Origin of the sequence: Streptomyces sp. NPDC059355 (assembly GCF_042752335.1) — a bacterium.
Lineage (GTDB): Bacteria > Actinomycetota > Actinomycetes > Streptomycetales > Streptomycetaceae > Streptomyces.
Genome location: NZ_JBHYXN010000003.1, coordinates 224,716 through 236,301, shown reverse-complemented (window position 1 = coordinate 236,301; position 11,586 = coordinate 224,716). Strand labels below are relative to the sequence as shown.

Sequence of the window (11,586 nt, the reverse complement as noted above, 5' to 3'; positions counted from 1 at the left end):
GTTCCCGGACACCGATTTGGGAGGCACCACGATGAAGCAGCGCGTTCGGATGGCCGTCCTGGCCCCGCTGACGGTCTCCCCCCTGCCCCTCGGGCCGGCCGCCTCGGCCCACGCCGCGGCCGCGCCCCCGCGCGTACCCGCCGCCACGTGCGCGGTCAGCGATGAGCTCAGCTACGGGGGCGGCAGCCAACTGAAGGTCACGGGTTCCGGGTTCTACGCCGGAAAGACGGTCACGGTCAAGGGCGACAACGGCTACAGGACCGGTTTCGAGGGCGTCAAGGCCAACTGCAGCGCCAAGCAGCCGAACACCCTGGGCGAGGTCGACCCCAATTGGCAGAAGGGCTACGACAACGGCGCCGCGCTCGCCGCCAAGACCTTCTGCGGGGGCGGCACGCAATGAAGGCCACCCCCGGGGACGCCGAAGCCGTCGTCGCGGAGGCCAACGGCGCCGCGGCGCGGGGCCCGGCGTTCGACGACACCCGCGACCTGGAGGACGAACGCCGCGGATTCCTCGGCACGGTCGCGGAATCCGGGATCCGGGACGCGGACGGCCGCGTGGTGTGGGACCTGGACGCCTACGGGTTCCTGGACGGGGACTGCCCGCCCACCGCCCACCCGAGCCTGTGGCGCCAGAGCAGACTTGCCGGCGGCCACGGACTGTTCGAGGTGGTCCCGGGGATCTACCAGGTGCGCGGCTTCGACCTGTCCAACATGACCGTGGTCGAAGGCGAGCGCGGCATCCTGGTCATCGACCCGCTGATCTCCACGGAGACCGCCGCCGCCGCGCTCGCGCTGTACCGCCGCCACCGCGGCGGGCGACCCGTCACCGGCGTCCTCTACACCCACAGCCATGCCGACCACTTCGGCGGCGTCAAGGGCGTCATCAGCGTCGAGGAGGTCGCGGCCGGGGTTCCGGTGCTCGCCCCGGAGGGGTTCCTGGAGCACGCCGTCAGCGAGAACGTCTACGCCGGCACCGCCATGAGCCGCCGCGCCACGTACATGTACGGCGCCGCCCTGCCCAAGGGCCCCCGCGGGCAGATCGGCTCGGGGCTGGGCCCCACGACGTCCACGGGAACGGTCACCCTCATCCCGCCGACGCTCACCATCGCCCGCACGGGGCAGAGCGAGACCGTCGACGGGATCCGCATGGTGTTCCAGATGACCCCGGGCACCGAGGCCCCGGCCGAACTCAACATCCACTTCCCCGACCACGCGGCCCTGTGCACCGCCGAGAACGCCACCCACACCCTGCACAACCTGCTCACGCTGCGCGGCGCCCAGGTCCGCGACCCGCACGACTGGGCCCGGTACCTGACCGAGACCGTCCAGCTCTTCGGCGCCGCCACCGACGTCGTGTTCGCCTCGCACCACTGGCCGGTCTGGGGCCGCGGGGACGCCCTCGCCTTCCTCTCCGAGCAGCGCGACCTGTACGCCTACCTCCACGACCAGACGCTGCGCATGATCAACCAGGGGCTCACCGGGCCGGAGATCGCCGAGGAGATGCGGCTGCCGCCCGCGCTGGAGCGGGCCTGGCACACCCACGGCTACTACGGCTCCGTCAGCCACAACGCCAAGGCCGTCTACCAGCGGTACATGGGCTGGTTCGACGGCAACCCGGCCCGCCTGTGGGCCCACCCGCCCACCGAGGCCGCCGCCCGCTACGTCGACTTCATGGGCGGCGCCGACGAGGTGCTGCGCCGTGCCCGCCAGTCCTACGCGCAGGGCGATTTCCGCTGGGTCGCGGAGGTCGTCGGCCACGTTCTGTTCGCCGACCCCGACAACGCCGAGGCCCGCGCCCTGCAGGCGGACACCCTGGAGCAGCTCGGCTACGGCAGCGAGAACGGCACCTGGCGCAACTTCTTCCTCACCGGCGCCCACGAACTGCGCCACGGCCCGGTCGGCACCTCCGCCTCCAGCGCCTCCGAGGACCTGATCAGCACCCTGACGCTCGACCAGCTCTTCGACTCCCTGGCGATCCGCGTCGACGGCCCGGGCAGCTGGGACGCGGACGTCACCGTCCGCTGGCGGTTCACCGACGGCCGCGATCCCAGCACCCTGCGTCTGAAGAACGGCGTGCTCACCCACGTCCGGGGGCTCGGCCCGGCCGCCGGCGAGCCGGACGTGGAGATCACCCTGGACGAGCCGGCCCTGCGCGCCCTCCTGCTCGGCCGGACCGCGCTCGCGGACCTGGTCGACCGGGGCCGGGCCGAGGTCTCGGGCGATCCGGCCCGGCTCGCCGAGCTGACCGCCCACCTCACCGAGCCCGACCCCGACTTCGCGATCGTCACGCCCTGACGGAAACCCCCGCGCCGGGCCGCAATCCCTACGCCGGGCCGTCCAGCACGTGGCGGACCCAGACGTTCGGCTCCACGTACGCCGCGTAGCCCTGTTCGGCCTCGCAGCGGACCGGGGCCAGCGCCCCGGGCACCCGCACCGGACCCGTCGTGTCGAAGGGCAGCCCGGTCCACTCCCGCCACTCGGCGAGCGAGCCGGTGATCGTCATCGACAGCGGTGCCACCGAGTCGATCACCGCCCCCGCGCGGACGTGGACCCGCAGCCACGGGTCGTACGGGAGACCGTCCTCGCGCGTGCGGTACGCGTACTCCTCGATCAAGGTGTCCGGCTCGGCCGGCTTCCCGCTGGGCCGGACGGGGGCCACCACCTCGGCGAAGCCCCGGGCGCGCGCGTTCTCCCGCATCACGGCCAGCATCCGGCCGGACAGGCCCTCGCCGAGCCGGTCGGTGGCGACGGTGATCTCGATGGCGCTCACCGTGTCGGGGGCCACCCCGCGCCGCAGGTCGGAGAAGGCCCACAGGAGGACCTGGTCCCAGCCCCGCGCGGGCAGCACCCCGTCCCGGCCGGGCGCGTGCTGGGCGAAGGGCACGCTGAACCCGCGGGCGATCACCGCATCGCCGTCGGTGGCGACCAGGACGTAGTCGGCCAGCTCCTTGACCATCCTCGGATAGAGGAGCCAGGCGACCGAGTCGTGCTGGGCGAACTCCGGCCAGGTGTCCTTCATGTCCCAGAGCCGCTCGGCGAGTTCCGGTCGCTGCGCAAGGGTGGTGATCTTGATTCCGTCCATGGCCGCAGGGTAGGGCGGTGGAGCGGCGCGCTCCAGCGATTTAGGCCGGGGCCCGGAGCGAGCGCAGCCGCCGTACGGCCTCGCCCAGCTCAGCCGCGCCCGAGACCCCGGCGAAGCTGAGCCGTACGTACGGACCGGGCGGTTCCGCGCAGAAGTACGGGCGGCCGGCGGCGACCGCGACCCCGGCGCGCAGGGCCGCGGCCGCGAACGCCGCGTCGTCGTCGCCCTCGGCCATCCGTGCCCACAACTGGTAGCCGCCCGAGGGCAGATGGGGCAGGGTCAGCCCGGGCAGCTCCCGGCGCAGCGCGCCCGCGAGCAGATCCCGCCGGTGGCGCAGCTCGGCGGCGACGGACCTCAGGTGGCGGGGCCAGGCGGGCGCACCGACCAGCTCCAGGGCGGCTTCCTGGAGCGGCCGGGACACGAAGAAGGAGTCCACGATCTGGATGGCCCGCAGCCGGTCCAGCACCGGGCCCCGGGCGGCGAGCGCGCCGACCCGCAGGCTGGGCGAGGTGGCCTTGGTCAGGGACCGGACGTGGACGACCACCCCGTCGTGGTCCTCGGCGGCCAGCGTCGGGGGGAGCGGACCGGCGTCGTCGTGGCCCAGCGCCCGGGCGTAGTCGTCCTCCACCACGAAGGCCCCGGCGGCCCGCGCGATCCGCAGCACCTCGGCCCGCCGCCCGGGAGCCAGCACGGCACCGGTCGGGTTCTGGAACAGCGGCTGGCATACGAAGACCCGCGCGCCGGTCGCTTCGAAGGCGGCGGCCAGCAGTTCCGGCCGGACCCCCTCGGCATCCACCGGGACGGGCACCGGCCGGCATCCGGAGGCCCGGGCGATGGCCAGCAGCCCGGGGTAGGTCGGGGACTCCACGAGGATCGGCGCCCCGGGCGGGGCCAGCGCCCGCAGGGCGGTGGTGAGCGCGCTCTGCCCGCCCGCGGTGACGAGCACATCGGCGGCTCCGACGGCCCCGGCCGCCCCGCCGATCTCCCGGGCGAACCAGTCGCGCAGCTCGGGCAGCCCCTCCATGGGCGGCCGCTCCCAGGCCCCGGGACGCCGGCCGGCCCGGGCCAGCGCCGCGGCCATGGCCCGCTCGGGCTGGATGGAGGGGTGCAGGTAGCCGCTGTTGAGCCCGATCACCCCGGAGGGCGGCGCGGCCAGACAGGCCAGCACCCCGGAGGCGTCCACCGAACGCGGGACCACCTCGCCGGCGCCCTCCGCGCTCAGGGCGACCTCCTGCCAGGAGGTGTCCCCGGGCACGGGCTCCGCGGTACGCGGCAGGGCCCGGAACACCCCGGCGCCGGGCCGGGTGACGACCAGCCCCTCGGAGGCCAGCTGCGCGAGGGCGCGGGAGACGGTGACGGGGCTGACCCGGTAGCGCTCGACCAGGGCCCGGCTCGACGGGAGCTTTCCACCCACCGAGTAGCGGTCGAGCTCCGACCGCAGGGATTCTGCCAGCTCCGCCACACTGCTACGCTCGTACATGACAGCACAGAATAGCGCTACTCCCCAGACGGCGATAGCGGTGGAGCGCCCCGCGCACCGGCCAGGGCCCGACGGGAGCGGCGGTCTCGGCGGACGCGGTCGTCTTGCGGGGCGCGTCCGCGGAGGCACCGCCCTCGCCTCACTCGGCGTCATCGCCTTCTCGCTGACCTTCCCCGCCACCGCCTGGGGCCTGGAGAGCTTCGGCCCCTGGTCCTTCGTCGCCGTGCGCAGCCTCCTCGCCGCACTCATCGCGGGGGCCTTCCTGCTGGCCGGGCGGGTGCCGCTGCCCGCCCGGGCGCACTGGGCGGGCCTCGCCGTGGTCGCCGCCGGCGTCGTCGTCGGCTTCCCGCTGCTCACCACCCTGGCGCTGACCACCTCCACCACCTCGCACGCCGCCGTCGTCGTCGGCCTGCTCCCGCTCACCACGGCCGCCGTGTCCGCTCTGCGCACCGGCGCCCGCCCCTCGCGCCGGTTCTGGGGCGCGGCCGTCGCCGGAGCCGCCGTCGTGCTCGGCTTCACCCTGGCCCAGAGCGGCGGCGCCCTCTCGGCCGGCGACGGCTACCTCTTCGGGGCCCTGCTGGTGTGCGCGGCCGGGTACACCGAGGGCGGACGCCTGGCCCGGGTCCTGCCCGGCTGGCAGGTCATCGGCTGGGCGCTGGTGCTGTGCCTGCCGCTCAGCCTGGCCGGCTCCGCGCTGGGGCTCGCGTACGAGCCTGTGCACCTGACGGGCCACGGACTGGCCGGCCTCCTCTGGGCGGCGGCCGGCTCCACCTTCCTCGGCCTGTACGTCTGGTACCGCGGGATGGCGGAGATCGGCGCCCCGCGGGCCAGCCAGCTGCAGCTCGCCCAGCCGCTGCTGACCCTGGTCTGGTCGGTGGCGCTGCTGGGCGAGCACCTCTCCCCCGCCGCCCCGGCCGCCGCCTGTGCGGTCCTGGTCTGCATCGCCGTGACCCAGCGGGCCTAATGTGTACGAATCGCCGTAAACTGCTGTCACCGGATTCAGACCGCCTCCGAGGAGGTCAGCAATGCGCGCGACCGAGGGCGACCAGCTGGTGCAGCACGGCAGGATCGTGGGGCAGCACGACAAGGTCGGTGAAATCACTCAGGTACTCGGCGAGAACGGCACCCCTCCCTACCGGGTCCGTTTCGCCGACGGTCACGAGGCAGTCATGTCTCCGGGCCCCGACTGCGTCGTGAAGCACCCGACGGAGCCCATGCCCTGACTGCCCACTCGACGCGGCCGGCACGGCCATGCGTCACCTCGGCGGCACGGCCGTCGGATAATGGTCGGCAACGACCCTGGCCATCGCACCATTGGGGTCCGCGACCACCTGCTTCGCCGAGAAGTAGACGTGGCCGCGGACCTCGGGGTAATCGCGGGCGAACGTCAGGTGCTTCGACAGCTCCTTCGGATCGCGCCACGCCGCGGTGGCGCTGTTGCGGTCGCAGCGGTACAGGGCCTCGCCCACGTACAGCGCCACATCGGTGCCGGCGACGGTCTTCGCCCACCAGGGGACGATCTTGGCGTAGTCGGCGGTCGGGTGGCCGATCTGCCAGTAGACCTGCGGCACGATGTAGTCGATCCAGCCCTCCCGCACCCACTTGCGGGTGTCCGCGTACAGGTCGTCGTACGTTTCGACGCCCGCCTGCGTCGGCGAACCGAGCGGATCCCGCTCGCTGTTGCGCCAGACCGCGAAGGGGCTGATGCCGAAGCGCGCCGCCGGGCGGATCGCCCGCACCCGCTCGGACATCTCATGGACGAGCGCGTCGGTGTTGCCGCGCCGCCAGTCAGCGCGGGAGGCGAAGCCGGCGCCGTGGCGCGCGTACGCGTCGTCGTCGTCGAACGCCTCCCCCTCGACGGGGTACGGGTAGAAGTAGTCGTCCCAGTGCACCCCGTCCACCTCATACCGGGAGACGGCGTCGAGCATGGCCTCCTGCACGAAGGCGCGCACCTCGGGCAGCCCGGGGTTGTAGTACAGCTTCTTGTTGTAGGCGACCGTCCAGCCGGGGTTGCGCCGGGCCGGATGGTCCGCGGCCAGGAGGCCGGGGTCGGTGTGGTTGGCGACCCGGTACGGGTTGAACCAGGCGTGCAGCTCCAGCCCCCGGGCATGGGCTTCGGCGACCGCCGTGCCGAGCGGGTCCCAGCCGGGGTCTTCACCCTGCTCCCCCGTCAGCCACTGCGACCAGGGCTCCCGGGCTCCGGGCCACATCGCGTCGGCGGCGGGCCGGACCTGGAGGACCACGGCGTTGAGGCGGCGGGCGACGGCGGTGTCGAGGAGGCGGATCAGCTCGTCGCGCTGCTCCCCGGCGTCCAGCCCGCTGTCGGAGGGCCAGTCGACGTTCTCCACAGAGGCGATCCACATCGCGCGGAACTCGGCGGCCGTCTTGCGGCGCGGGCGCCGCCCACGGGCCGCCCGCGCGGGGGCCGCCCCGCCCGTCGCCGCCAGCAGCCCGGCGGCCCCCGCCAGCAGCCCCCGACGCCCGATGTACCCCATGTGATGACCCCGTTCCGTTGCGTGACAGTGCCGTGCATCTGACAGCATGCCCGCCCCGGCCCGCCGGCAGGGTCAAGGTCGGGGGTAACGTCGTGGGGCGTGGCGGGCGCCGGAACGCAGTGACACTGCACAGCACGGGGGACCCGCCGACGGATGAGCAGCGAAAGGCACGAAGTGACTGACCTCCCTTCCGACATCACCCGAGTCGGCGTAGTGGGCTGTGGCCAGATGGGCGCGGGCATCGCCGAGGTGTGCGCCCGCAGCGGCCTCGAGGTGAAGGTCGCCGAGACCACCGGCGAGGCCCTGGAGATCGGGCGCACCCGGCTGCACAACTCCCTGACCAAGGCCGCCGAACGCGGCAAGATCAGCGAGGAGGAGCGGGACGCCACCCTGGCCCGCCTCACCTTCACCACCGATCTCGGCGAGTTCGCCGACCGTGACCTCGTCATCGAGGCCGTCGTCGAGAACGAGCAGGTCAAGACGGAGATCTTCCAGGTCCTCGACCAGGTGATCACCCGCCCGGACGCGATCCTCGCCTCCAACACCTCCTCGATCCCGCTGGTCAAGCTGGCCGTCACGACCTCGCGGCCCGACCAGGTGATCGGCATCCACTTCTTCAACCCGGCCCCGGTGCAGCAGCTCGTCGAGCTGATCCCGGCGCTGACCACGAGCGACGAGACCGTCAAGCGGGCCGAGGCCCTGGTGGCGAAGGTCCTGGGCAAGCACGCCATCCGCGCCCAGGACCGGTCGGGCTTCGTCGTCAACGCGCTCCTGGTCCCGTACCTGCTGTCGGCGATCCGGATGTTCGAGTCCGGCATCGCGAGCCGCGAGGACATCGACAACGGCATGGAGCTGGGCTGCGCCCACCCGATGGGCCCGCTCAAGCTCTCCGACCTGATCGGCCTGGACACGATCGCCTCGATCGCCGACTCGATGTACGCGGAGTACAAGGAGCCGCTGTACGCCGCTCCCCCGCTGCTGCAGCGGATGGTCGACGCGGGCCGCCTGGGCCGCAAGACCGGCTCGGGCTTCTACCCGTACGGCTGATCCCGTTCTGCCGCGACCCGCGGCCGGCGGGGTCAGCCGAGCCGCAGATGGTGCAGGAGCAGCAGCCCGGCCGCCATGTTGGCGGCCGGGATCTCGCCGCGCGCGATCATGTCCGGCACGAGTTTGAGCGCTACCCACTCGCGGCGTGAGGACTCGAAGTCGTCCTCGGGATGTCCGATGTACGTCGCCCCGTCCGCCCAGTAGAGATGGTGGCGGGCATCGGTCAGCCCGTTGGCCGGTTCGACGGTGATCAGGTGGTGGAGGGGCCCGGGCCGCCAGCCCGACTCCTCCTCCATCTCCCGGGCCGCGGCCGCCGCGATGTCCTCGCCGTCCTCGACCACGCCCGCGGGCAGTTCCCAGCCCCAGCTGTCGGTGATGAACCGGTGCCGCCACAGCAGCAGCACCTCGTTGGCCTCGTTGACGGCCGTGGCGACGGCGACGGGCCGCAGCCGGATCACGAAGTGGTCCAGGTGCCGGCCGTCGGGGAGTTCCACATCGGCGAGATTCACGTCGAACCAGCGGTTCTTGTACACGGTCTGCTCACTCAGGTTCGTCCACTGCACGGTTGTGCCACCTTCCGTTCGAGTAGGTGGCAACATGGCAGCAGTTCACGCGCTCACAGGGGAACGCGCAGCGCCCCGTCGATCAGCTGCGCGGTCTCCTCCGCGCCGGAACATCCGCTGGTCAGCAGCTGTTCACGGACCGCCCGCAACCGGTCCCGCAGTCGCAGCGACTCCATCCCCTTGGCCCGCTCGGCCATCTCGGCCGCGGCCGCCACCGCCCGGTCCGCCTCGCCCTGGCGCAGCTGGATCTCGCAGAGCATCGCCAGCCGGTGGACCCGCCCGCGGTCGTGTGCCGGAGTCCCGACCGCCGCCGTCGCCTGCTCGTGGGCGGCGTGCAGGTCACCGAGGCTGAGCAGCGCCTCGGCCACCTGTACGTTGACCAGCCCGGGCTGTACGTACCCCGTCTCGTCCGGCTCCGTGCCGGGCCGGATCCGTTCGGCGGCCGCCTCGGCATTGCGGATGCAGGCCAACGCGGCCGTGGTGTCGCCGAGTTGCGCGTACGCCTTGGCCTGCATGGCGTACAGGTCGGCGGCCAGGGCCGGGGTGGTGTGCCGGCCCGCGGCGCGCAGCGCGGCCTCGGCGAAGGCGACGGCCTGGCGGTACTCCCGCAGGTGCAGCGACTGGTTGACGATCAGCGCGATGACGTAGGCGCCGAGCCCCCGGTCCCCGCTGGCCTTCGCGAGCCGCAGCGCCTGGTGGAAGTACCGCTGGGCGAGCCCGTGGGCGTCCGAGTCGTACGCGCAGATCCCGGCCACCGCCACGAGGGAGCCGGTGGCCCGGTGCAGCTGGCGGCCGAGCCCGTCGGGGTAGCTCCCGCGCAGCATCGGCGCGGTCTCGCTGCCGAGGAAGCGGATGATGCGGGCCCGGGTGGCCACCCCGCCGGCGCGGCGGTACATCAGCTCGTAGTGTGCGCGGGCGGCCCGGAGGATCTCGATGTGCTGCGGGCCGATCCGGTTCGGCCCGTCCCGGGAGACGTCGGCGTCCTCGGGCGGGTTCTCCCACTCCCAGACCGGGATGACGGCGGGCGTCCCGGTGACGGCCTCGGCGGTGAGCAGCTGGACACGGCCCTGCTCGTCGGAGCGCCACAGGGCGGCGGCCCGGTCGACGAAGCCGCTGAGCGGGGAGCCGTGCGGGGAGACGGGCTGGCCCGGAACGCCGAGCCCGACGTCGTCCAGCGACACCGGGCGCCGGAGCCGGCCGCCGAGCACCTCGCAGATCAGGTCGGGCACCTGGCCGCGCGGCCGCTGGCCCTTCAACCACCGGGTGACGGCGGTGTGTTCGTAGCGCAGGGCGAGCCCGCGGGATCGGCCCGCCTGGTTGACGTGCGCCGCGAGTCCGGCGTGGGACATGCCCGCCTCGGCGAGGAGGGCGTCGAGAAGGGCGTTGGGCTGCATGGGCCCCTCCAAGGGCTCTTCGGTCTCAGGCTAGTGGGTGCGCGGTTCACACGGGGTGTGAACCGAGAACGCGCATAAATGCGATACGCACCCTGCCGCAACGAGCCCTGGGGGCGGTTCACTTAAGAGCCTCGCCAAAGAGGCAGCTCGGGTCGTCGGCTCCCCCTCGTACAGTGCGACGACCCGCAGCGCGCCGCCCGCCTTGCTGTCTGCCCGACACTCCATGGCAGGCGGGCGGCGCGCTCCGGCTCCGCCGGGGCCCGGTTGGTCGCCGGGCCCCGGCAGGGGCCGTGGAACGCGCGCCGGGCCCTCCCACCGGGCCCGGTGTGCGGTCCCCTCCGGTTCAGGCGTTGTGGTCGCTGCGCAGCACCAAGAGGGCGACGTCGTCGGTGAGCTGCCCGCCGGTGTGGCGAAGCAGTGCGGCGTGCACGCCCGCGACCAGCCGCGCGGGCGTGCCGTCGGCCTGCTCCGCGAGCACGCTGCGCAGCGGGAAGAACCGCCCGTCGTGGTCGCGTGCGTCTTCGGCGCCGTCGGTGTGCAGGAACAGGACGTCGCCGGGCCACAGCTGTCCGCAGTCCTGCGGCTGGACGTCCGGCTGTACGGGCACCACCCCGAGCGGCGGGAACGTCTCGCCCCCGTCGAGGGTCCGCACGTCCGAGCCCCGCCGAGCGCAGCCTCTCCCCGCCCCGCCCCTTCTCCGTTTCCCGGGCTCCGAGAGGGCGGTGCGGGGCGGGGCCCCGCAGGGTTCGAGCGGCTGCGGCTCGCGGAGGAGGTACGGCCACGGGTGGCCTCGGTTCAGGGCCAGGACGGAGCCGTCCTCCGCGATCTGGAGCAGCAGCACCGTCACGAACTCCTCCGCGGCGTCCTGCGCCAGGACGTGCCGGGACAGGGCCCGTTCCATGCGCACCAGCACCCCGCCGAGCGCGGGTTCGTCGTACGCCGCCTCCCGAAAGGCCCCGAGCACCGCGGCCGCCGCGCCCAGCGCCGGCAGCCCGTGCCCCCGTACGTCCCCGATCACCACCCGGACCCCGTACGCCGTCGGCACGGCCTCGTACAGGTCCCCGCCCACCGCCGCGCCCCGGCTCGCCGACAGTTGCGCCGCCGCCAGCGTCAGGCCCCCGATCCTCCCCGGCAGGGGCCGCAGCAGGGCCCGCTGCGCCGCGCCCGCGATCTCCCGCATCCGCCGCAGCTCCGCCGTCAGCTCGCGCCGGATGTGCAGGGCACACCCGGCGGCCAGTAACAGGAACGCCGCGCAGCTGGCCAGGCTGGCGCCCAGCCGCCCGGGGGTGGACAGCTCCCAGGACACCGCGGCGGCGCCCCATGCAAGGACGCACACCCGACGCACCTGGGGCATCTCCCCGCCCGTGATCATCGTTCCGGCCTCCCCTCGGCCGCAACGATTCTGTCGACAGCCGGAAGCCCGAGACACGGGTCACCTGCGTTCTCACCCGAATGAGTGAGCGGGGTCCCCTCACGCCCGCCCCATGCGCAAGGGGCGTGTCCGGACCACCGGACACGCCCCTCA

11 protein-coding genes are annotated in these 11,586 nt (G+C 73.6%); 5 read left to right on the top strand and 6 right to left on the bottom strand.

Annotation, left to right across the window (positions count from 1 at the left end; all coding sequences use genetic code 11):
• The first annotated feature begins 31 nt into the window (after window positions 1–31).
• Window positions 32–400 (top strand): hypothetical protein, encoded by a 369-nt coding sequence (locus ACFXGI_RS04735; RefSeq protein ID WP_384703244.1) that lies wholly within the window; start codon window positions 32–34, stop codon window positions 398–400.
• Complete coding sequence (locus ACFXGI_RS04730) at window positions 397–2,295, top strand: alkyl/aryl-sulfatase (protein ID WP_384703241.1); 1,899 nt, start codon at window positions 397–399, stop codon at window positions 2,293–2,295. Before ACFXGI_RS04735 ends, ACFXGI_RS04730 begins: the two co-directional genes overlap by 4 nt.
• A 28-nt stretch (window positions 2,296–2,323) precedes the next feature.
• Here the strand turns inward: ACFXGI_RS04730 and ACFXGI_RS04725 are convergent, their stop codons facing one another.
• Both ACFXGI_RS04725 and ACFXGI_RS04720 read right to left on the bottom strand, forming a co-directional pair.
• The gene (locus ACFXGI_RS04725) at window positions 2,324–3,082 is read right to left on the bottom strand and encodes an N-acetyltransferase (protein ID WP_384703238.1); all 759 of its coding nucleotides are present in this window, start codon (window positions 3,080–3,082) and stop codon (window positions 2,324–2,326) included.
• 40 nt (window positions 3,083–3,122) lie between these two features.
• Window positions 3,123–4,562, bottom strand: a complete 1,440-nt coding sequence (locus ACFXGI_RS04720; protein ID WP_384703235.1) for a PLP-dependent aminotransferase family protein — start codon at window positions 4,560–4,562, stop codon at window positions 3,123–3,125.
• On the opposite strand from ACFXGI_RS04720, the gene ACFXGI_RS04715 reads away from it, so the two are divergent.
• Both ACFXGI_RS04715 and ACFXGI_RS04710 read left to right on the top strand, forming a co-directional pair.
• A complete protein-coding gene (locus ACFXGI_RS04715) occupies window positions 4,561–5,526 on the top strand; it encodes a DMT family transporter (RefSeq protein WP_384703232.1) in 966 nt (321 codons plus the stop codon). The genes ACFXGI_RS04720 and ACFXGI_RS04715 overlap by 2 nt on opposite strands.
• A gap of 61 nt (window positions 5,527–5,587) precedes the next feature.
• A complete protein-coding gene (locus tag ACFXGI_RS04710; RefSeq protein ID WP_229341285.1) occupies window positions 5,588–5,785 on the top strand; it encodes a DUF1918 domain-containing protein in 198 nt (65 codons plus the stop codon).
• 33 nt (window positions 5,786–5,818) lie between these two features.
• On the opposite strand, the gene ACFXGI_RS04705 is transcribed toward ACFXGI_RS04710, so the two are convergent.
• Window positions 5,819–7,057 carry a glycoside hydrolase family 10 protein gene (locus ACFXGI_RS04705; RefSeq protein ID WP_384703229.1) on the bottom strand — a complete coding sequence of 413 codons (1,239 nt, stop codon included), beginning with the start codon at window positions 7,055–7,057 and terminating at the stop codon, window positions 5,819–5,821.
• A 153-nt stretch (window positions 7,058–7,210) separates the two neighbouring features.
• Here ACFXGI_RS04705 and ACFXGI_RS04700 point away from each other — a divergent pair, with 153 nt between their 5' ends.
• Window positions 7,211–8,104 (top strand): 3-hydroxybutyryl-CoA dehydrogenase, encoded by an 894-nt coding sequence (locus ACFXGI_RS04700; RefSeq protein WP_051805126.1) that lies wholly within the window; start codon window positions 7,211–7,213, stop codon window positions 8,102–8,104.
• 32 nt (window positions 8,105–8,136) lie between these two features.
• Here ACFXGI_RS04700 and ACFXGI_RS04695 read toward each other — a convergent pair whose 3' ends face one another.
• The 3 genes from ACFXGI_RS04695 to ACFXGI_RS04685 all read right to left on the bottom strand — a co-directional run bounded on the left by ACFXGI_RS04695 (window position 8,137) and on the right by ACFXGI_RS04685 (window position 11,397).
• The gene (locus ACFXGI_RS04695; RefSeq protein ID WP_384703226.1) at window positions 8,137–8,667 is read right to left on the bottom strand and encodes an NUDIX domain-containing protein; all 531 of its coding nucleotides are present in this window, start codon (window positions 8,665–8,667) and stop codon (window positions 8,137–8,139) included.
• Between the two features lie 53 nt (window positions 8,668–8,720).
• Window positions 8,721–10,061: a transcriptional regulator gene (locus tag ACFXGI_RS04690; protein WP_384703224.1), complete on the bottom strand. Its 1,341-nt coding sequence runs from the start codon at window positions 10,059–10,061 to the stop codon at window positions 8,721–8,723.
• Window positions 10,062–10,404: 343 nt separating this feature from the next.
• Complete coding sequence (locus ACFXGI_RS04685; protein WP_384703221.1) at window positions 10,405–11,397, bottom strand: PP2C family protein-serine/threonine phosphatase; 993 nt, start codon at window positions 11,395–11,397, stop codon at window positions 10,405–10,407.
• Window positions 11,398–11,586 lie beyond the last annotated feature (189 nt).

Excerpts from the sequence above, each read along its gene's own strand:
- ACFXGI_RS04735 (WP_384703244.1), top strand. The coding sequence starts at position 32 with ATGAAGCAGCGCGTTCGGATGGCCGTCCTGGCCCCGCTGACGGTCTCC.
- ACFXGI_RS04730 (WP_384703241.1), top strand. The coding sequence starts at position 397 with ATGAAGGCCACCCCCGGGGACGCCGAAGCCGTCGTCGCGGAGGCCAAC.
- ACFXGI_RS04725 (WP_384703238.1), bottom strand. The coding sequence starts at position 3,082 with ATGGACGGAATCAAGATCACCACCCTTGCGCAGCGACCGGAACTCGCC.
- ACFXGI_RS04715 (WP_384703232.1), top strand. The coding sequence starts at position 4,561 with ATGACAGCACAGAATAGCGCTACTCCCCAGACGGCGATAGCGGTGGAG.
- ACFXGI_RS04720 (WP_384703235.1), bottom strand. The coding sequence starts at position 4,562 with ATGTACGAGCGTAGCAGTGTGGCGGAGCTGGCAGAATCCCTGCGGTCG.
- ACFXGI_RS04710 (WP_229341285.1), top strand. The coding sequence starts at position 5,588 with ATGCGCGCGACCGAGGGCGACCAGCTGGTGCAGCACGGCAGGATCGTG.
- ACFXGI_RS04705 (WP_384703229.1), bottom strand. The coding sequence starts at position 7,057 with ATGGGGTACATCGGGCGTCGGGGGCTGCTGGCGGGGGCCGCCGGGCTG.
- ACFXGI_RS04700 (WP_051805126.1), top strand. The coding sequence starts at position 7,211 with ATGAGCAGCGAAAGGCACGAAGTGACTGACCTCCCTTCCGACATCACC.
- ACFXGI_RS04690 (WP_384703224.1), bottom strand. The coding sequence starts at position 10,061 with ATGCAGCCCAACGCCCTTCTCGACGCCCTCCTCGCCGAGGCGGGCATG.